This window comes from Caulobacter sp. 602-1 (assembly GCF_003931565.1).
Classification (GTDB): Bacteria; Pseudomonadota; Alphaproteobacteria; order Caulobacterales; family Caulobacteraceae; genus Caulobacter.
Map to the genome: position 1 here is coordinate 523,678 of NZ_RRYI01000004.1, position 18,635 is coordinate 542,312.

The following is an 18,635-nucleotide window of genomic DNA, read 5'->3' on the forward strand; positions in this document are numbered from 1 at the left end:
ACGACCGAACTCGATCAATACCGCGCCCCGACCCGCCTTTCCGGCGGGGAGGGGCGCCCCCTTTTGCGTGGGCTCGAACGTGATTGTCTCCCATCGCCATCGCTTCATTTTCGCCGCGGTGCCCAAGACGGGCACCCATTCGGTGCGACGCGCCCTGCGCGATCAGCTTGGCGACGAGGATGTCGAACAGGTCGGGCTGTTCCTCAACAAGCGCTTCCCCTGGCAGGACCTGGCTGAGATCCAGCATGGCCATCTGTCACTGCAGCAGGTCAGGCCGTATCTGGGAGAGGACGCTTTCGGCGGCTATTTCAAGTTCGCCTTCGTCCGCAACCCGTTCGACCGTTTCGTGTCCTATTGCGCCTTCATGCTGCGCGGCGGCGATGCCTTCCAGCAGCGCCCGCGCGATGTGATGCGCCACTTTCTCTTCGCCGAGCCACCGGAGCAGCACATCCTGTTCAAGCCGCAGGCCTCGCTACTGGTCGACGACGACGGCGCGACCCTGCTGACCGACGCGATCGGCCGGGTCGAGGACATGCAGGGATCCTACGAGACCATCTGCGCCCGCATCGGCATTCCCTCCCAGCCGCTCGAGCGCGTCAACGGCAGTCAGCACGGCGACTATCGCCAGTACTACGATCAGGCCCTGATCGACGGCGTCGCGGCCCGCTACGCCCAGGATCTGGAGCTGTTCGGCTACACTTTCGACGGCCCGCGATGAGCGCCATGCCGGCCGCCAATCCGCGCAAGACCGCGGCGGTCCGCAAGCTCGGCCCCGTTGATATCGCCGACCTGCGGGCGGCCGTGCTGGCGATCCCCGAGGATATCTGGGCGGCGGAGAACGCCGGCAAGCCCAACCGGTTCGAGGCGCTGGGCGCGACCCGTCACATCGTCTTCCGTTTCATCGACAGTCCGCGCGACTGGCGCGGGTCGCACGATCGTCCGGCCTGGGCCGCATGGCGCGATCGGCTGGAGCCGGTGCTCGCCCAGGCAGTGCGCGACTACGGCTATGCGCGCGGACTGTTTCCGCGGGTGATGCTGGCCAGCATGCCGCCGGGCGGGGTGATCCATCCGCACATCGACGCCAACCCCGCCGCGAAATGGCCGCACAAGATCCACGTGCCGCTGACGACCAATCCGGGTGTGGTGTCGTTCTTCGGCGGCGAAGAGCGCCATTTCCCCGTGGGCGAGGCGGTGGAGGTCGACAACCTCGGTCCGCACTGGGTGCGCAACGACGGCGACACCGACCGCATCCACCTGATCTTCGAATATTACGACGCCGACCAGCCAGATCCGGACTGGCTGGCGCCGTTCCTGGCGGCGAGCGTGGCGCGGTGAAGGAACGCGACGCCTTGCTGCGCGAGGCCCAGGGCCTGCGCGCCAGCCAGCGTGTCCCGGACGCCCTGGCCACGTTGGCGCGGCTGGAGGCGCTGAATCCCGGGTTCGGCCGCCTTCACCAGGAACGGGGGCACTGCCACATCCTGCTGCGCGATGGGCCGGCGGCGATCGAGGCGCTGCGTGAGGCCGTGCGTCTCAACCCGAGCCTGCCGGCCAGCTGGGATATGCTGGAACAGCTCTACCGCATGGCGGGCGACGCCGCTCAGGCGGCGACGGCGGCTCAGCATCTGGCGATCCTGAAGCAGCTGCCGCCAGCGGTGGTGATGGCCAACAGCCTGTTGGCCGATGGCGACCTGGAACCGGCGGAGGCGGTCCTGCGCGACTACCTGCGCCAGGACCATCTCAATGTCGGCGCCTTGCGCCTGTTCGCCCGGATTCGTCTGGAGCGTGGCGATCTCGCCGAGGCGGAAGCGCTGCTGCTGTCGGTGGTCGAACGCGCGCCGGACTATCATGCGGCCCGCTTCGACTACGGGATGGTGCTGTTGCAGCGGCAGAAGCCGGCACAGGCGCGGCGGGAAGCCGAGCGGCTGCTGCGAGACGATCCCGACAACCGCGACTACCTCAAGCAGTACGGCGCGGCCTGCGTCGCGCTGGGCGACCACGAGCCGGTCATCGACGTCTATGCGCGGCTGCTGGACGGTCTGCCCCCGACGGGACCGGAGGTCGCCGACCTGCGCCTGTGGCGAGCCAACGCCTTGAAGGTCACAGGGCGGCAGGCCGAGGCCATCGCCGACTACCAGGCCTCGCTGGCGGCGCGGCCGGATAACGGCGTGGCCTGGTTCAGTCTCGCCAACCTCAAGACCTATCGCTTCTCCGACGACGAGGTCGCGCGGATGAGCGTTCTGGAGGCTCGGAACGATCTCCAGGACATGGACCGCGTCTATCTGGGGTTCGCCCTGGGCAAGGCGCTGGAAGACCGGGGCGACCATGAGGCCTCGTGGCGATCCTACGCGCGCGGCAACGCGGTGCGCCGCGGTCTCGGTCGCTGGCGGCCGGAGGTGGCGGAAGCTCACGCGGCCCGGCTGAAACAGGTTTTCACCGCCAAGGTCTTCGCCGAACGCGCCGGCTGGGGCCTGGAGGATCCGGCGCCCATCTTCATCCTGGGCCTGCCGCGGTCGGGTTCGACCCTGATCGAGCAGATCCTGGCCTCCCATTCCCAGGTTGAGGGGACGCAGGAGCTGACCGAGATCGGCCGTTATGCCGCCGAGCTGTGCGGCAGCGATGCGGACTGCGGCTTGCCGCTGGACCCCGAGGCGCTGCTGGATCTGACGGCCGAAGGGGCGAGGGCGCTGGGCGAACGCTTTCTGACCGAGACGCGGACCTATCGCCGGCTGGGCCGGCCTTTCTTCGTCGACAAGATGCCGAACAATTTCTGGCACATCGGACTGATCCACCTGATCCTGCCGAGCGCGACGATCCTCGACGTCCGGCGCGAGCCGATGGCCTGCGGTTTCAGCAACCTCAAGCAACTTTTCGGGACGACGAACCAGGAATTCACCTATGGCGTCGACGATATCGCCCGCTACTACCGGACCTATCTCGACGTCATGCGGCACTGGAACGCGGTGCTGCCGGGGCGAGTGCTGAGGGTCGCGTACGAAGACATGGTCGAGGATCTCGAGGGCGGCGTGCGCCGGATGGTGGACCATGCCGGATTGCCGTTCGAACCGGCCTGCCTGACCTTCCACGAAACGCGCCGTAGCGTGCGCACGCCAAGCTCCGAACAGGTGCGTCAGCCTCTCGGGAGAGACGGACTGACCCAGTGGCGGAACTACGCCCCGTGGCTGGAACCGCTTCGACAGGCGCTGGGCGGCGCCGTGACCGACTACAAGGACTAACCGATGCGGCTGTCGCGGCCCTTCTTCCAGATTCCCGTGCTCTTCGACGTGGCGCGCCTGCAGGCCGAGGTCGCCGCGTTGCCGGGCGAGGCCTGGGTTGCGCATCCGGATCGCCTGCCGGGCAACAGCGCGGCGCGCCTGATCAGCGCCGGCGGGGGCGAGACCGACGCCGTGCACGGACAGATGCTGGCGACACGCTGGCTGCAGAGCATGCCCTACCTTCAACAGGTCCTGGCGGGCTTCGGCGTAGTCTGGAGCCGCTCGCGACTGATGCGCCTGGCGGCAGGCGCCGACGTGCCCGAGCACGCCGACATCAACTACCACTGGCACACGCGGGTGCGGGTCCACATTCCGGTCTTCACCCAGCCGGCGGTGCGCTTCCATTGCGATGGCGAGGCGGTGCACATGGCCGCCGGCGAGGCCTGGATCTTCGACAACTGGCGCCGGCACCATGTCGAGAACAGAGCCAGCGCCGAGCGTATCCATCTGGTCGCGGACACCACGGGCACGGCGGCGTTCTGGCGGCTCGCCTGCGGGCCGACGCCGCCGCGCGCGCAATGGCGGACGTTGGCCTGGGATCCCGGCGCCAGCCCGGAGCTGCTCACCGAGGATGGCCAGCGCTCGCCCGTGATGCCCGCCGCCGAGGCTCAGTGGCTGATCGACGACCTGTGCGCGGAACTGGCGATCACCGACGACACGGCCGCCGCCAGGGCGCGCGCGGCGCGGTTCGGCAAGCTGCTGGAGAGCTTCCTGTTCGACTGGCGCCAGCTGTGCGCGCTCCACGGCGTCGGCGGGCGGGGGCTCGAGGACTTTCGGCGGCTGGCCGGCGCCGTGCGCGAAGCCGCCGGACCGTTGGCCGAGGGACTGGTGATGCGCACCAACGACGCCAGCGCGCTGCTGGTGCTGGAAAAGCGCGTGCTGCAACACCTGGTCGTGGATTAGGTCCCGTCCGCGCGGTCGATCAGGTCGCGGAGGAGGTCGTGATAGGTCGCCAGGCCCGCCACCTCGGCGTCGGGCGCCTTGCCGGCCTCGTCGTAGCCGCGCAATCGCAGGGCGCTGTGCGCCGCCGGATCGGCCAGGAAGTCGTCGATCTCGGCCGCCGACATCGGGCCGCCCTGCAGGGCCAGGCTCTGCAGCGAAGCGGGGCTAAGACGTTCCAGATAGGCCGGATCGACCGAGACCCGATAGCGCTTGGCCGCCACGTGCAGGCGGATCGGTTCGGTGACCGCCGGACTGAAAACGCGGGCCAGATAGCCGGCGCCGATGTGTTCGTGGCGGGTGTCGATGCCCAGGTCGGCGGCGTTCTCGCCGATCTTCTGCATCAGGTGGCCGACGTCGTGCAGCAGGGCGGCGGCGACCAGTTCGGGCGGGGCGTTTTCCAGCTTGGCGTGGTGCGCGGTCTGCAGCGCGTGCTCCAGTTGGCTGACGCCTTCACCGTAGTGCAGATCGCCCAGACGGGTGAACAGGTCTGTCAGTTCGGCCAGAAAGGCGTCGGCGGCGGGACGAGTGGTCATGGACTATCCGTGTACTGAAGGCTTAGAGGCGCATCCGGCCGATACCGGGATCGGTGCGGCTGGCGCGGCCGGTTTCCAGGTGTCCGGCCAGGCGCTGGATGAACGAGGGATCGTCGGCCGAGGTCAGGGTCAGATCGTACCAGTGGTCGCTGCCGCGCAGGTCCCAGACCGAGCGGACGACGCCCTTGGGCTTCAACACGACGGTCTGGCGGGCCTCGCCCTCGGCCAGCGGATAGTCCTCGGCCATGCGCAGGGTCGCCAGGCCGACGCCCTGCAGGCTGACGACCAGACGTGAGCGGGCGTCGGCGGCGACCGTGACGATCGGCTGTGATCGTGACGTGTCGCCGGCGAAGCGACGGTAAAAGCCGTTCGGGCCGTGGACGGTCAGGTCATAGGGACCCGGCGCGCGGCCGTCCTTGTTCCAGTGACCGGCGGCGTATTTCCGGCCCGCCGCCAGGGTGAAGCGCCAGGGGCCGTCGCGGTCGGTGTTGTCGAACACCTGGAACACCGCGCCCGCGCGGCCGGCGTTGACCAGGTCGATCCACAGCGCGCCGTCCAAGACGCGGGCGTCGGCCGACAGAACGTAGGGCAGGGCGCGCGCGCCGCGCTGCGGGCCGTCCTGGGCCGATGGACTTTGCGTGACGGGGATCTTCAGGCTTGCCGCGGCCTTGGAGCGGGCCACGCGCTGCATGTAGTCGGCGGTGGCGGGCAGGGTCAGGGCCGTCCAGTCCTGGTTCGGCGTGGCGAAGTCGAAGGCCGAGGTCAGGTCGCCGCAGACCGTCCTGCGCCAGTCGCTGATATTGTCCTCGCGGACCCCGAAGCGCTTCTCCAGGAACTTCAGCGTCGAGGTGTGGTCGAACACCTCCGAGCAGACGAAGCCGCCCCGGCTCCAGGGCGAGACGACGATGGCCGGCACGCGGATGCCCAGGCCCAGGGGATGGGCGCCCTTGTTTGGGCCTTCGGCGTCGGGACCATAGGTCTTGGCCTCGCCGGCCACCGACACCGAACTCCAGCCTTGTTCGGGCGTCAGAGGCGGCATCGGCGGCTGCATGTGGTCATAGAAGCCGCCGGCTTCGTCGTAATTGACGATGAAGACGGTCTTGGCGAACACCTCGGGGTGGTCGACCAGGGCCTTGATCAGTTCGGCGCAGACATGTTCGCCCTTAGAGGGCTCGGCTTGGGGATGTTCGGAGAGGTCGGCGGCGGTGACGATCCACGAGACCTGCGGCAGCCGGTCGGCGGCGACGTCGGCGCGGAAGGCCTCGACCAATTGTTCTCCGTCCGAGCGGCTGCGGTCGGCGCCCGACTTGTCTTCACTCACCCAAGAGCGGCCGCGCGCGTAGAGCTCGGAGTCCTTGGCGCAGGGGCGGAAGGGCTTGAACACCGACAGGATGTTGTCGCCGAAATTGTCGTACTCTTGATAGACCTTCCAACTGACCCCGGCCGCCTGCAGACGCTCTGCATAGGTCGTCCAGTCGTGCGGCCCCTTGGCCATGACCTTGTCTTCGGCCATGTCGGCGCTGGGCGTCTCGTCCTCGCCGTAGTTGCTCATTTCCGGATCGCCGCCAACCTTGCCGCCGCCGTTGCAGCCTGTCCAAAGGTGCAGGCGGTTCGGGTAGGTCTGGGTCAGGGTCGAGCAGTGATAGGCGTCGCAGACCGTGAAGGCGCTGGCCAAGGCGTGGTAGAAGGGTAGGTCGGAGGCCTTGTAGTAGACCATCCGCTTGTGCAGTTCGCCCGAGTGGCCCCACTGGTCGTAGCGCCCGCCGTTGACGATGGTGATCGCCGCCTGATGGCCCTGGTCTGAGCCGTCGACGGTGTAGGCGTTGGTCGCCGAGGCGTCGCCGTGGAACGGGGCGACGAAGCCGTCCGGGTGTTCCTTGCTCGGCTGTCGCCACACCGATGCGCCGCCGGGCAGGCGCTGCGGACGCGGGTCGCCCAGGCCGCGCACGCCGTTCAGCACCCCGAAATAATGGTCGAACGACCGGTTCTCCTGCATGAAGATCACGACGTGCTCGACATCCATGATCGTGCCGGTGCGATGGCGCGCGGGGATGGCCATGGCCCTGGCGACGGTGGCTGGCAACAGGCCGGCCGCAGCGCTGGCCGTGGCGGCGGCGCGCAGGAAAGAGCGGCGGTCGGTCGTCATCGGCCCATCTCCCGAAATTCTTGTTTGGTATAGACCAGATTGTTTGGGGCGTCGGCGAAAGTTTCGTGACAGCGCGACGCGGATCAGGCCATTCCGCTGCCGGACCGATCCAGTTCCTTGACCCTGGGGGAGCGCCCTCCCATCCTCGCGCCATGGCGGGATTCGACCGCTGGCCAGGTCGCTCGATGCAGCATCCCGAAAGCCTTCAGTATCTCGGCGTGCGCGATGACATCGCCGCGCGCATCGCTGGCGGCGAGTTCAAGCCGGGCGAGCGCCTTCCGTCAGAGCGCCAGTTGCAGATCGGCGGCGGCGTCGCCCGCGGCACGGTTCGCGAAGCCCTGTTCCAGCTCGAGGCCGAAGGCGTCATCTACCGCAAGGACCGCAGCGGCTGGTATGTCTCGCCACCGCCCGTGGTCTACGACCCGACCCGCTGGGAAGGCTTCATGTCCTATGTCGAGGCGCAGGGGCGGCGGCCGGCGACGGAGACGCTCAGCAAGACCGACATCGTCTGCGACGGCATGCTGGCCGAGATCTTCTCGCGCCCGATCGGGTCGCCCATGTACTGGATCCGCCGCCGGCGTTCGGTCGATGGCCGGGCGGTGCTGTTCGAGAGCATCGTCGTCGACGCATCCTTGGCGCCGGGTCTGATAGACCACGATCTGAATGGCTCGCTGACCAGTGTGCTGAAGTCGGTCTATGGCATCGGCGTGGCGCGCAACAAGGTCGACATGAGGCCCTGCGCCCTCACGGGCGAGGAGGCCGAGGCCCTCCGCGTCAAGTCCGGCCTGCCGGGGCTCAATCTGGTTCGCACCTGCTATGACGCGCAGGGTCGCGTGGTCGAGTTCGACCGTGAACACTGGCGCCACGACTCCCTTAAAATCAGCGTCGATATCCGCGTACGCTGACTTGAGAAGGGGTGCGTCCCGGGCATACGCGGCCGTCATCCAAGTGTCTTAGACTTGGTCTAGACCAGTGCGCTCCAAAGAGGGCGTCGCATGACAACTGGTCCAAAGCGCTGGCTGGAGCGCGCCAACCCGCTGGCCTTCACCCTATTCGCGGGCCTTGCCGGCTTCTGCGCCTATTTCTCGATGTACGCCTTCCGCAAGCCGTTCGCGGCGGCGACGTTCGGCGTGGTCGAGGGCTGGAATTTCGCGGTCGACTACAAGATCGCGCTCGTGCTGGCCCAGGTCGCCGGCTACGCCCTGTCCAAGATGATCGGCGTCAAGGTGATCTCGGAGATCGCGCCTCGCCATCGCGGCGGCGCCATTCTGGGCCTGATCGGCCTCTCGTGGCTGGCGCTGCTGGCCTTCGCGGTCACGCCCGCGCCATGGAATGTCGCGGCGCTGTTCCTGAACGGCCTGCCGCTGGGCATGATCTGGGGCCTGGTGTTTGGCTTCATGGAAGGCCGCCGCACGTCGGAGGTGCTGGGCGCCATCCTCTGCGCCAGCTTCATCCTTTCGTCGGGCGTGGTGAAGTCGGTCGGCAAATGGCTGATGGTCGACTTGCACGTTTCGCCGTTCTGGATGCCGGCCGCCACCGGCGCGATCTTCATGCCGCTGCTGGCCGTCTCGGTCTGGGCGCTGGTCCAGATGCCGCCGCCGAGCGCCGCCGACGAGGCCGCTCGCGTGCGCCGGGAGCCGATGGACAAGGCCCAGCGCCGCGCCTTCCTGGGATCCTACGCGCCGGGCGTCGTGCTGCTGGTGCTGGCCTACATCCTGCTGACGGCCCTGCGCGACTTCCGTGACAATTTCGCCGCCGAGATCTGGACCGCCCTGGGCTTCGGCGAGGCCTCGGGCGTGTTCACCGCCAGCGAACTGCCGGTTGCGGTCGTCTCGTTGGCCGTGATGGGCGCGGTGATGCTGGTGCGCGACAACCTGCGGGCCTTGCTGGTCATGCACGGCGTGATCCTGGCCGGCTTCCTGGTGCTGGGCGGCTCGACCCTGGCGTTTCAGGCGCACATGCTGACTCCCCTGACCTGGATGGTCCTGACCGGCGCGGGGCTGTACATGGCCTACACCCCGTTCAACGCCATGCTGTTCGACCGCATGATCGCCTTCAGCGGTCAGGTCGGCACGGCCGGCTTCCTGATCTATGTGGCCGACGCCTCGGGGTATCTGGGCAGCGTGGCGCTGCTGGTCTGGCGCAACTTCGCCATGGTCGACCTCGACTGGCTGAGCTTTTTCGTCAACAGCGCCTACGCGACCAGCGTCGTTGGCGCGATCTGCACGCTGTTCGCGGGGCTCTATTTCCTGCGTCGGCGGAAGACGTCCGACAGCGGGCAGGGCGCGGTGGCCTTTGCGGCCCCCGGCCAGATCGTCGAGCCGTGATGTCGGAGCGCCCCTTCGATCTCGCCATTGTCGGCGCGGGCATTGTCGGTCTGGCCCATGCCCTGGCCGCCGCGCGCCTCGGCAAGCGTGTCGTGGTGATCGACCGCGACGCCCAGGCCAACGGCGCCTCGGTGCGCAATTTCGGCTTCGTGACGGTCACGGGCCAGGCGCGAGGCGAGGTCTGGCGACGGGCGCGGCGCTCGGCCCGGGTCTGGGCCGAGATCGCCGGGCCGGCCGGAATCGAGGTCGTGCAGCGCGGCCTGACCATGGTCGCCCGCCGGACCGAGGCCAAGGCCGTGCTGGAAGCCTTTCTCGAAACCGAGATGGCCGAGGGCTGCGCCTGGCGCGACGCCGGCGACCTCGGCGACCGACTGCCGGTTCAGGGCGAGGTGCTGGGCGCCCTGACCAGTTCGGTCGATCTGCGGGTCGAATCCCGCACCGCCATTCCGCGCCTGGCCGCCTGGCTGGAGGCCGCGCACGGCGTGACCTTCCTGCGAGGCGTCGCCGTTCGTGGCGTCGAGACCGGTCGCCTGGAGACCTCCGTCGGGGCCGTTTCGGCGGAGACCGTCGTGGTCTGCCCGGGGGACGATCTCGTCACCCTGTTCCCCGACGCCTTCGCCCAGGCCGAGGTGACGCGCTGCAAGCTGCAGATGCTGCGTCTGGCCGCGCCGGGCTGGCGTCTGCCCGGGCCGGTGATGTCTGACCTCGGTCTGGTTCGCTACCTCGGCTATGCCGCCTTGCCCCAGGCGACAGCCCTGCGCGCGCGGCTGGAGGCCGAGCAGCCGTCGCATCTGGAGCACGGCGTCCACCTGATCGTGGCGCAGAGCGCGGACGGCTCGCTGGTGGTCGGCGACAGTCACCACTATGGCGCCACGCCCGACCCCTTCGCCCGCGACGACGTCGACGCCCTGATCCTCGACGAATTCGCCAAGGTGTTCGGCCAGGCGCCGCCGCCGGTGCTGGAGCGATGGACCGGCACCTATGCGTCGGCGGTCGGTCACAGTCTGATCGAGGCCCCGATGCCGCGCGTGCGTCTGGTGACCGTGACCAGCGGCACCGGCGCCTCGACCGCCTTCGGCCTGGCCGAGGACGTGATCGCCGGCCTCTACGGCCTTCCTCGGCAAGGAGCCGCCGCATGAGCCCAATCCAGGCCGTCGTCTTCGACTGGGCCGGCACCATGATCGATTTTGGCTGCCGCGCGCCGGTCATGGCCTTGCGCGAGGTGTTCTCCGAGGCAGGGATCGAGATCTCGGAAGCGGAGGCTCGCGCCGACATGGGCAAGGCCAAGCGCGACCACGTGCGGGCCTTGCTGGCCATGCCGCGCGTCGCCAAGCTCTGGACCGAGCGACATGGCGCGGCCTCGACGGAGGCCGATGTCGATCGCCTGCACGACGCCGTCGAGCCGAGGATGCGCGCCGCCGCCCGCGATTGCGCCCAGCTGATCCCCGGCGCGGCCGAACTCGTCGCCGAGCTGCGGGCGCGAGGCGTGAAGATCGGCTCCACCACCGGCTACACCCGCCCGATGATGGCTGACATCCTGCCGCTGGCCGCCGAACAGGGCTATGCGCCGGAAGTGGTGGTCTGCGCTGGCGAGACGGCGGCGGGACGGCCTTCGCCCCTGATGATGTGGAAAGCCTTGGTCGAGCTGGGCGCCTGGCCGGCGCGGGCCTGCGTCAAGGTCGACGACGCGGTCGTCGGCATCAGCGAGGGGCTGGAGGTCGGCGCCTGGACCGTGGGCCTGTCGGCCTCTGGCAATGGGGTCGGTCTTTCGTTCGATGACCTGGCCCAACTGCCGGAAGCCGAGCGCGTTGCTCGGGTCGAGGCGTCCGCCCAGGCCCTGCGCGGGGCCGGCGCCCACTACGTGGTCGAGAGCGTCGCCGAGCTCGGGCCCGTCCTAGCCGAGATCGCGGCCCGGATCGAACACGGCGAGCGTCCGGCGGCTTAAGGCTTGCGCCGGCGTTACTCGGCCGCCACCGCCGCGCCGCCGAAGCGCTGGGCGCGGGCGGCGCTGGAGCGCAGGTCCGAGAAGCTCTGGGCCACCAGAGGATAGTCCGCGGGCAGACCCCACTTGGCGCGGTACTGGTCTTCGCTCAGCCCCAACTGGTTCAGATGCCGGCGCAGCGAACGATAGCGACGGCCGTTCTCGAAGCTGACGATAGCGTCGGGCGTGACGCTGGCGGCGATCTGGTCGGGCGTCGGCGGCTCGGTGGGCGGGGCGCCGGTCGCAGCGCCGGCGAACACGGCTTCGAGCGCGGCGTAGGTGCGCGCGCTCAGCGCCGGCAGGTCGTCCGCCGACACGGTGTTACGGCTGAGATAGGCGCACAGCACCTGGGCGGCGATCTCGGCGGCGCGTTCCTGGGCCTTGGTCATGGGGGTCTCGGGGATCCTGTGGGAAGAGACCCAGGGGCGCTGGGATCGCGCCCCTGGGCCAGTTGGCGGACGAACGGTGGGTCAGTGCGCGCCCGCGGCTCGAAGGCGGTCGCCGAAGGCGCAGGTCGGGGGCAACTCGACCTTCACCCCAGCGCGCGCCTTGCCCTTCAGCCAGTCGCTGAGAGCCTCGGCGACTGTGTGGTCCAGGCTGGTGAGGCCGCGCGTGTCCAGCGTCACCCGGCCGTTGTTCGGCGCGCCGTCCAGGACCTTGGCGATCTTGGGCAGCTGAATGAACGTGGCCGCGCCCTCCAGTCGGATCTCGCTCTCGTCGGGGCCCAGTTCGTGCTGGGAGACGTTGAGGCGCATCTTCTTGAGGTTGGGAACCAGCTCGAGCAGCGTCAGGGCCATGCCGACCAGCACGCCGGTCAGGAGGTCCGTCGCCACGACCATTACGAACGTCGCGGCCCAGATCATCGCCGGCAGGAGGCCGTAGCGGGCGAAGAGATGGCGGACGTGCTGCAGGCTGACCAGTTTCCAGCCCGTGACGACCAGCACGCCGGCGAGGGCGGCGCTGGGCACCATGCGCAGCAGCCAGGGCAGCAGGGCGACGAAGGCCAGGATCCAGACGCCGTGCAGGATGGCCGACAGGCGGGTCATGGCGCCGGCCTGGACGTTGGCCGAGCTGCGCACGATCACGCCGGTCATCGGCAGGGCGCCGACCAGGCCGCACAGCATGTTGCCGACGCCCTGCGCGCCCAGCTCCTTGTTGTACTTGGTGCGCTCACCGTCGTGCATCCGATCGACGGCGGCGGCCGACAACAGGGTCTCGGCCGAGGCGATGAAGGCCACCGCGATGGCGGTCACCAGCAGCATCGGATCGGCCATGCGGGCGAAGTCGGCGACGCCAGGAATGGCGATCGCCGCGGCGATCGATTCCGGCACGACGATCTTCTGGACGTCCAGGCCCAGGGCCGTGGCCAGCACGGTGCCGGCGACGACGCCCAGCAGGGCGCCCGGAACCAGCTTCAGGGCCTTGGGGCGGAATTTCTCCCACAGCAGGATCGAGCCGATGGTCACCACGCCGACCGCCAGGGCGGCTTCGACCTGGGTCAAGGTGGCGAACTGCACGCCGGCCAGGGCCGACGGGATGGCCGCCAGATTCTGCAGGCCGTGGGCCTTGGGCGAGTCGCCGAACAGCACATGGAACTGGCCCGCCACGATCAGCACGCCGATACCGGCCAGCATGCCGTGCACGACGGCGGGCGAGATGGCGCGGAACCAGTTGCCCAGCTTGGCCGCGCCGGCGATCAACTGGATCAGGCCGGCGACGACCAGGATCGGGCCCAGCATGGACAGGCCGTGCTTGGCGACGATCTCGAAGACGATGACCGCGAGGCCGGCGGCGGGCCCGCTGACCTGCAAGGGCGAGCCGGCGAGGGCGCCGACGATGACGCCGCCGATGATGCCGGTAACGAGACCGCGCTCGGCCGGGACGCCGGAGGCGACGGCGATGCCCATGCACAGCGGCATCGCCACGAGGAAGACGACGATCGACGCGATGAAGTCACGCGACAGGATCGTCGAGAAGCCAGGCTTCACGCCCTGGGGAGAGGAAGCGACAGCTTGGGTCATTCGGCGGCGATGCCCAGGTGATCGGCGGCGACCATGCGGCGCGAGGGGCGCTGCGCGACGGGGAGGGGCGCGCCCTCATAGACCTGCTCGAACTGGCCGGTGTCGCCGTTATAGGCCTGGATCTGGCCGGTCTCGATCTCGAAGAACCAGCCGTGCAGGGTCAGCTTGCCTTGGGCGATGGCCGACGCCACCGACGGGTGGGTGCGCAGGTGATTCAGCTGGACGACGACGTTTTCCAGCGACAGGGCGCGGGTCGTGCCATGCTCGTCGAGGCCGTGATAGGCGTTGCACACGACGCTGTGGGCGGCGTGGGCGTGGCGCAGCCAGGCGGCCACGTTCGGCATTTTTTCCAGGGCCGCCGGGTTCGAGAACGCCTTCATCGCGCCGCAGTCCGAGTGGCCGCAGACGACGATATCGCGAACGCCCAGGGCCATGACGGCGTATTCAACCGCCGACGAGACGCCGCCATTGGCTTGGCTGAACGGCGGAACGATGTTGCCGGCGTTGCGGCAGACGAACAGGTCGCCCGGCGCGGCCTGGGTGATCAGTTCGGGAACCACGCGCGAGTCGGCGCACGAGATCATCAGGGCCGACGGGCTCTGGCCGTGGCTGGCCAGGCGTTCGTAGAGGGCGCTCTGGGCGGGGAAGACCTGGCCGCGAAATAAGGCGGCGCGTTCGAGAAACTGTTCCAAGGGACCTCCGTAAACTGATCGCCGCGACGCCCAAAAGGGGGGCGGGCGCCGCGGCGAGCGCTACGGCGAGAAGCGCCGGACGCATTGATGAAGGTCGTTTGGGGTCTTTGCTGCGGTGCAGCGGCTTTGTGACAAAGGATGTCTTGGTGGGAGTTCGGTCGGCCTAAAGCGCGGGCAGGCGGATCTCGACGCGCAGACCGCCGCGCGGACGATTCTTGAGGACCAGGGTTCCGTTCTCGCGCTGCAGGATCTGCTGGACGATGGTCAGACCCAGACCCAGGCCGCCGGTGTTGCGGGCCCGGGCGTCGTCGAGGCGATGGAACGGCTGAAGCACATGGGTCAACTCCGCCTCGGGTATGCCCGGACCGTTGTCCTCGATGGCCAGCACCGCCGTGTCGCCGTCGCGCGTGAGCGTGAGGGCGGCGTCGCCGCCGTAGTGCAGGGCGTTCTCGACGATGTTGCTGATCGCCCGCTTCACGGAGAGCGGTCGGGCCAGCACGGGCAGGTGGTCGAGGCCGGCATAGGTCGCGGGCCGTTCGGCGTCGGCGGCGTCGTCGACTACCGTCATGGCGATTGCGGCCAGGTCTGTCCGTCGCCGGGGCTCGGGATCCTCCTGACCGCCCAGATAGGCCAGCAGGGAGTCTAGCATGGACGTCATCTCGTCGACGTCGGCCTCAAGGGCCTCGCGCGCGTCCGGGTCCGTCACGAAGCCCGCCCTCAGCCGCAGGCGGGCCAGGGGCGTGCGCAGATCGTGACCGACGGCGGCCAGGGCTTCGGTGCGGGCTTGCAGCAGGCCGGCTATGCGGTCCTGCATGGCGTTGAAAGCCTTGGCCACCAGCTTGAGGTCGCCGGCCCCGCTCTCGGCGATACGGACCTGTCCGCCCTTGCCGACCTTGTCGGCGGCCTCGGCCAAGGCCCGCAGCGGGCGGCTGAGATTGCGCAGCACCAGCGCCGCGGCGATGATCACGCCCAGGCCCAACGTAAAGGCGGAACCAAAGCCGCTCAGCAGCACCGCCCAGGGCGCGACGCGGATCTTGGTGCTCAACGCCATCCAGCTGCCGTCGCGCAACTTGACGGCCACCTTCAGGCGGGTGTCGCGCGGCAGGGCGCGGTCGATGTCGGCGTGGACGCGCAGATCGCGGTCGCGCAGGCTGGGCTCGGCGTCGAACAGTTCTTCGCGGTAGTCGTTCTCGACCGCCCGGCCGCCGTCGACCAACGTGGGCAGGACCGACCAGGTCAGGTGGGTGGCGCGATTGGAAATCACCGCCGCCCGCACCCCGCGCTCGCCTGGAGACGACGACTCCAGAATCTCCGTCGCGGCCGCCAACTGCTCGGCCACGCGTCGGATCTGGTTCTCGCGGTCGGGATAGAGGCGGCTGTTCTCGAACAGGATCGAACTGCCGATGAACTCCAGGGCTACGGCCAGCATCAGGACCAGGGTGACCTGGCCGACAAGACGCTGCGGCCACAGCCGCCAGGACTTCATCGGCGCTCGACGGCGGCGGTGAAGATGTAGCCGACGCCGCGCACGGTGCGCAGCAGAGGTTCGGCCTGGCCGACAACGGCCAGCTTGCGGCGCAGGCGGCTGACCAGCACGTCGATGCTGCGGTCCGAGGCGTCGGAAAGGCGGGCGCGGGACATCTCGAGCAGTCGCTCGCGGCCGATCACCCGCTGGGGCGAGCTGACGAAGGCTAGCAGCAGGTCGAACTCGGCGCCCGACAGGTCGACGAAGGCGCCGTCCGGCGACAGGAGTTCGCGGCGGCCGGGGTCCAGGCTCCAGCCGGAGAAGGTCATCCGCTGGTGGCCGCGCGGCTGGCTGGACTGCGATCCGGTCTGGGTCCGACGCAGGATGGCGCGGATGCGGGCGATCAGCTCCTTCTTGCTGAAGGGCTTGCCGATATAGTCGTCGGCGCCGAGCTCCAGGCCGATCAGGCGGTCGGTCTCGTCGTGGCGGGCGCTGAGCATGACGATCGGCACATCGCTCTCGCGGCGCACCAGGCGACAGAGATCGAAGCCATTGCTGCCCGGCAGCATGACATCCAAGAGGATAAGGTCGACCGTATTGGTCTCAAGAACGCGCGCCATTTCCGCGCCATGAGCGGCGCTGAGCGGCTGGAAGCCTTCCTCGCGCAGCAGGCGCATCAGCAGGGTGCGAAGGGCCGGATCGTCCTCTACGACGAGCACTGTGGAGGCGAGCGGCGCGGTCGCCAAGTCGCGCGGCAGCGCGATCATTCCGTGGCCTGAAGAATCCATATGCTCGGGCTAGTTAGGCGCCGTAGCGCCGGGAACAAGGCCGGAGCCGACGATTTCTCGCCAGCTCCGGACAAAAAGGCGGGGATACTTTCAGCATCCCACGAAACTGGGCCCTCGCGCGCATTTTGCAGGTAGGGGAGCGCGCGAGGGCTGGCCGCCGTTGACGATGAAGCTACGGCGACCGTCCGGACGCCGCGCTAGCCGGCGCGGCAGGTGTCGACGGCGGCGTCCGCTGGCGCGGCGTCGGTTGTCTGGGCCTTGGGCGTGGCGCAGGCGATGGCTGCCTGGGCCTTGGCGTCGCGCTTCTGCTGGTTCTTCTTGGCGACCTCCTCGGTGAAGGTCAGGCCGGTGCCGGCGGGACCCGCGATGGCCGGGGAGGCCAGCAGGCAGGCGGCGAGGCCGAGGGACGCGAGGACTTTCATACGAAACAGACTCCGGGAAATTGAACGAGGAAACTCAGCCGCCTGCGGCGGTGTCGGCTTGCGCCTGAGTGGCGGGCAGGGTGCGGCGGTAGGTGTCGACAGCCTTCAACAGGCCCTCGATCTCGGCATGGGTGATGGCGGCGCGATGCTCGTAGCCCTTGGCCGAGGTGAACTTGAAGGCCCAGGCGCCGGGGGTCGCGGCGGCGCGGCGCAATTCGCTCTCGGCGACGCCGAACGAGACCTCCTCGCGGCAGACTTCCGGCGCCTCGAACAGGAAGCAGTGGCTCGCGTTGTCGCGAATCTTGGTCAGCGGCGCGGCGACCGGCCATTGGCCCGTCTGATGCGAGACCTCGCTATAACCGCGGATAGAGCCAGGGTAGGTCAGGGTCTGCCGGACCTCGAAGCGCGTGGCGCCCGAGCGCTTGTCGACGACCGCCCGCAGGTGGTTGTCGTTACGGGGCGACTTGAAGACGCCCTTGCCGGTCTGGAAGCCGCGCTCGGTGCTGATCACCGTCTCGATGTCCAACGGATCGTCGATGACTTGGGCGCGGGCATGGAAGTGGTCGGCGGTCAGGGCGGTCTGCTTGGCGGGCAGGCGGACGGTCTCGGCGATCGCGGCGCCGCTCACGGCGAGTCCGGCTACGACGGCCAGGGCCGCCAGGCCGGTATGGGTCTTGCGCATCCATGTTCTCCCGAACAGGGGCCGCGCCATCGGGGGCGGCCTTTCAACGGTTCGAGAGTGGCGAGCCCGCCTTGCGGCTCTGCATCGCGATTGTGACAAAGCATGACAGGCGACGCTGCTCGGCAAGAACGCCCGAGGCTACGCCGGCAGGCGCACTGCCCCGGCCTCGCGCAGGGCCTTGATCGTCGGGAAGCCGTCGACGGCCATCAGCAGGTCCGCTTCGGCCAGCAGCGAGCGCAAGACGTGGACCGCGCCTTCGGTCCCGCCCAGGGCCAAGCCGTAGGAATAGGGACGTCCGACGCCCACCGCCGTCGCGCCGATCGCCAGGGCCTTGGCGACGTCGCTGCCCGAGCGGACGCCAGAGTCGAACAGCACCGGCGTCTCGCCCGCCGCCTCGACTACGCCCGGCAGCATGTCGATGGCCGCGACGCCGCCATTGGCCTGCCGACCGCCGTGGTTTGAGCAGTAGATTCCGTCGACGCCCTCGTCCTTGGCCCGGCGCACGTCGTCGGGATGGCAGATCCCCTTCAGCACGATCGGCAGCTTGGTCAGCGACCGCAGCCACGGCAGGTCGGCCCAGGTCAGCACCTTGCCGAAGGTCGCCGCCCAGGTCATCACCGAGGTCTGGAGGTCCGACTTCGGGTCCTTTCCGCCGACCATGGCGCGAAAGCGCGGGTCCGAGAAATAGTTGGCCAGCACGGCGCCGCGCAGCTGTGGGAAGTTGGAGTCGTTGAGGTCGCGCGGCCGCCAGCCGGTGACCCAGGTGTCCAGGGTCACGACGATGGCCTTGTAGCCGGCCGCTTCTGCGCGACTGACCAGACTGGCGGCCAGTTCTGGGTCCCTGGGTGTGTACAGCTGAAACATCCCTGGCGTGTCGCCCATGGCCGCGGCGACGTCCTCCAGCGGATCGTTGGTCAGGGTTGAGACCACCATGGGCACGCCCGTCGCGGCGGCGGCGCGGGCGGCGGCAAGGTCGCCGTGGCCGTCCTGGGTGCAGAGGCCGGTCACGCCGATCGGGGCCATGAACAGCGGGCTGGGCAGCTTCATGCCGAACAGGTCGATGGAGAGGTCGCGCGTGGAGCAGTCGACCATCATCCGCGGGATCAGCCCCCAGTGCTTGAAGGCCGCGGCGTTGCCGTCCTGGGTGTGTTCGTCGCCACAACCGCCCTGCACGTATTTCAGGGTCGAGGGTGGCATGGCCGCCTGGGCGCGCGCCACGAGGCCGGCAAAGTCGACGGGGTATTTCGGCAGCACCCCGTGCAGGCCCTGGAAATAGATCTCGGTCTGGTAGTCGCCGTAGTGCGGCATGGTTTGCTCCCTGGGCTGCTCGACAGTCTGGGCGTCGATGCGTCGATCCGATTTGA

Annotated in this window: 18 protein-coding genes; 8 read left to right on the forward strand and 10 right to left on the reverse strand. The window is 69.0% G+C overall.

What is annotated here, in order from left to right:
• Nucleotides 1-79: 79 nt before the first annotated feature.
• The 4 genes from EIK80_RS14935 to EIK80_RS14945 are packed head-to-tail and all read left to right on the forward strand — an operon-like array spanning nt 80 to nt 4,175.
• Entirely contained in the window at nt 80-718 is a 639-nt protein-coding gene (locus EIK80_RS14935; RefSeq protein ID WP_125157785.1) for a sulfotransferase family 2 domain-containing protein, read from the forward strand.
• Complete coding sequence (locus EIK80_RS26700) at nt 715-1,335, forward strand: aspartyl/asparaginyl beta-hydroxylase domain-containing protein (protein WP_233586657.1); 621 nt, start codon at nt 715-717, stop codon at nt 1,333-1,335. Before EIK80_RS14935 ends, EIK80_RS26700 begins: the two co-directional genes overlap by 4 nt.
• Nucleotides 1,332-3,233 (forward strand): sulfotransferase, encoded by a 1,902-nt coding sequence (locus tag EIK80_RS14940; protein WP_233586659.1) that lies wholly within the window; start codon nt 1,332-1,334, stop codon nt 3,231-3,233. Before EIK80_RS26700 ends, EIK80_RS14940 begins: the two co-directional genes overlap by 4 nt.
• A 3-nt stretch (nt 3,234-3,236) precedes the next feature.
• The gene (locus tag EIK80_RS14945; RefSeq protein WP_125157787.1) at nt 3,237-4,175 is read left to right on the forward strand and encodes an aspartyl/asparaginyl beta-hydroxylase domain-containing protein; all 939 of its coding nucleotides are present in this window, start codon (nt 3,237-3,239) and stop codon (nt 4,173-4,175) included.
• Here EIK80_RS14945 and EIK80_RS14950 read toward each other — a convergent pair.
• Nucleotides 4,172-4,747, reverse strand: a complete 576-nt coding sequence (locus tag EIK80_RS14950) for an HD domain-containing protein (protein WP_125157788.1) — start codon at nt 4,745-4,747, stop codon at nt 4,172-4,174. The genes EIK80_RS14945 and EIK80_RS14950 overlap by 4 nt on opposite strands.
• Nucleotides 4,748-4,769: 22 nt before the next feature.
• Nucleotides 4,770-6,893 (reverse strand): phosphocholine-specific phospholipase C, encoded by a 2,124-nt coding sequence (locus EIK80_RS14955; RefSeq protein ID WP_125157789.1) that lies wholly within the window; start codon nt 6,891-6,893, stop codon nt 4,770-4,772.
• A 185-nt stretch (nt 6,894-7,078) separates the two neighbouring features.
• On the opposite strand from EIK80_RS14955, the gene EIK80_RS14960 reads away from it, so the two are divergent.
• The 4 genes from EIK80_RS14960 to phnX all read left to right on the forward strand — a co-directional run bounded on the left by EIK80_RS14960 (nt 7,079) and on the right by phnX (nt 11,165).
• Nucleotides 7,079-7,798, forward strand: coding sequence for a UTRA domain-containing protein (locus tag EIK80_RS14960; protein WP_125157790.1), 720 nt, complete (start codon nt 7,079-7,081; stop codon nt 7,796-7,798).
• Nucleotides 7,799-7,888: 90 nt separating this feature from the next.
• Entirely contained in the window at nt 7,889-9,220 is a 1,332-nt protein-coding gene (locus tag EIK80_RS14965) for a DUF5690 family protein (RefSeq protein ID WP_125157791.1), read from the forward strand.
• Nucleotides 9,220-10,359, forward strand: coding sequence for a TIGR03364 family FAD-dependent oxidoreductase (locus EIK80_RS14970; protein WP_125157792.1), 1,140 nt, complete (start codon nt 9,220-9,222; stop codon nt 10,357-10,359). Before EIK80_RS14965 ends, EIK80_RS14970 begins: the two co-directional genes overlap by 1 nt.
• Nucleotides 10,356-11,165 carry a phosphonoacetaldehyde hydrolase gene (gene phnX / locus EIK80_RS14975; protein ID WP_125157793.1) on the forward strand — a complete coding sequence of 270 codons (810 nt, stop codon included), beginning with the start codon at nt 10,356-10,358 and terminating at the stop codon, nt 11,163-11,165. The genes EIK80_RS14970 and phnX overlap by 4 nt, the downstream gene beginning before the upstream one ends.
• 14 nt (nt 11,166-11,179) lie before the next feature.
• On the opposite strand, the gene EIK80_RS14980 is transcribed toward phnX, so the two are convergent.
• From EIK80_RS14980 to EIK80_RS15015, 8 genes are all read right to left on the reverse strand, one after another.
• On the reverse strand, nt 11,180-11,590 hold the full coding sequence (locus EIK80_RS14980) for a MucR family transcriptional regulator (protein ID WP_125157794.1): 411 nt from the start codon (nt 11,588-11,590) through the stop codon (nt 11,180-11,182).
• 81 nt (nt 11,591-11,671) lie between these two features.
• Complete coding sequence (locus EIK80_RS14985) at nt 11,672-13,222, reverse strand: SulP family inorganic anion transporter (RefSeq protein ID WP_125157795.1); 1,551 nt, start codon at nt 13,220-13,222, stop codon at nt 11,672-11,674.
• Nucleotides 13,219-13,914 carry a carbonic anhydrase gene (locus EIK80_RS14990; protein WP_125157796.1) on the reverse strand — a complete coding sequence of 232 codons (696 nt, stop codon included), beginning with the start codon at nt 13,912-13,914 and terminating at the stop codon, nt 13,219-13,221. The genes EIK80_RS14985 and EIK80_RS14990 overlap by 4 nt, the downstream gene beginning before the upstream one ends.
• 163 nt (nt 13,915-14,077) lie before the next feature.
• The gene (locus EIK80_RS14995) at nt 14,078-15,400 is read right to left on the reverse strand and encodes an ATP-binding protein (RefSeq protein WP_125157797.1); all 1,323 of its coding nucleotides are present in this window, start codon (nt 15,398-15,400) and stop codon (nt 14,078-14,080) included.
• Entirely contained in the window at nt 15,397-16,146 is a 750-nt protein-coding gene (locus EIK80_RS15000; RefSeq protein ID WP_125157798.1) for a response regulator, read from the reverse strand. Before EIK80_RS15000 ends, EIK80_RS14995 begins: the two co-directional genes overlap by 4 nt.
• A 218-nt stretch (nt 16,147-16,364) precedes the next feature.
• Nucleotides 16,365-16,589 (reverse strand): hypothetical protein, encoded by a 225-nt coding sequence (locus EIK80_RS15005; protein WP_125157799.1) that lies wholly within the window; start codon nt 16,587-16,589, stop codon nt 16,365-16,367.
• 34 nt (nt 16,590-16,623) lie between these two features.
• Complete coding sequence (locus tag EIK80_RS15010; protein ID WP_125157800.1) at nt 16,624-17,271, reverse strand: hypothetical protein; 648 nt, start codon at nt 17,269-17,271, stop codon at nt 16,624-16,626.
• Nucleotides 17,272-17,409: 138 nt separating this feature from the next.
• Entirely contained in the window at nt 17,410-18,579 is a 1,170-nt protein-coding gene (locus tag EIK80_RS15015; RefSeq protein ID WP_125157801.1) for an alpha-hydroxy-acid oxidizing protein, read from the reverse strand.
• Nucleotides 18,580-18,635 lie beyond the last annotated feature (56 nt).

Bases quoted from the DNA above. Each gene is read 5' to 3' on its own strand.
- phnX (WP_125157793.1), top strand. From the start codon at position 10,356: ATGAGCCCAATCCAGGCCGTCGTCTTCGACTGGGCCGGCACCATGATC.
- EIK80_RS15005 (WP_125157799.1), bottom strand. From the start codon at position 16,589: ATGAAAGTCCTCGCGTCCCTCGGCCTCGCCGCCTGCCTGCTGGCCTCC.
- EIK80_RS14995 (WP_125157797.1), bottom strand. From the start codon at position 15,400: ATGAAGTCCTGGCGGCTGTGGCCGCAGCGTCTTGTCGGCCAGGTCACC.
- EIK80_RS14980 (WP_125157794.1), bottom strand. From the start codon at position 11,590: ATGACCAAGGCCCAGGAACGCGCCGCCGAGATCGCCGCCCAGGTGCTG.
- EIK80_RS26700 (WP_233586657.1), top strand. From the start codon at position 715: ATGAGCGCCATGCCGGCCGCCAATCCGCGCAAGACCGCGGCGGTCCGC.
- EIK80_RS14950 (WP_125157788.1), bottom strand. From the start codon at position 4,747: ATGACCACTCGTCCCGCCGCCGACGCCTTTCTGGCCGAACTGACAGAC.
- EIK80_RS15000 (WP_125157798.1), bottom strand. From the start codon at position 16,146: ATGATCGCGCTGCCGCGCGACTTGGCGACCGCGCCGCTCGCCTCCACA.
- EIK80_RS14955 (WP_125157789.1), bottom strand. From the start codon at position 6,893: ATGACGACCGACCGCCGCTCTTTCCTGCGCGCCGCCGCCACGGCCAGC.
- EIK80_RS15015 (WP_125157801.1), bottom strand. From the start codon at position 18,579: ATGCCGCACTACGGCGACTACCAGACCGAGATCTATTTCCAGGGCCTG.
- EIK80_RS14970 (WP_125157792.1), top strand. From the start codon at position 9,220: ATGTCGGAGCGCCCCTTCGATCTCGCCATTGTCGGCGCGGGCATTGTC.
- EIK80_RS14965 (WP_125157791.1), top strand. From the start codon at position 7,889: ATGACAACTGGTCCAAAGCGCTGGCTGGAGCGCGCCAACCCGCTGGCC.
- EIK80_RS14945 (WP_125157787.1), top strand. From the start codon at position 3,237: ATGCGGCTGTCGCGGCCCTTCTTCCAGATTCCCGTGCTCTTCGACGTG.
- EIK80_RS14985 (WP_125157795.1), bottom strand. From the start codon at position 13,222: ATGACCCAAGCTGTCGCTTCCTCTCCCCAGGGCGTGAAGCCTGGCTTC.
- EIK80_RS14960 (WP_125157790.1), top strand. From the start codon at position 7,079: ATGCAGCATCCCGAAAGCCTTCAGTATCTCGGCGTGCGCGATGACATC.
- EIK80_RS15010 (WP_125157800.1), bottom strand. From the start codon at position 17,271: ATGCGCAAGACCCATACCGGCCTGGCGGCCCTGGCCGTCGTAGCCGGA.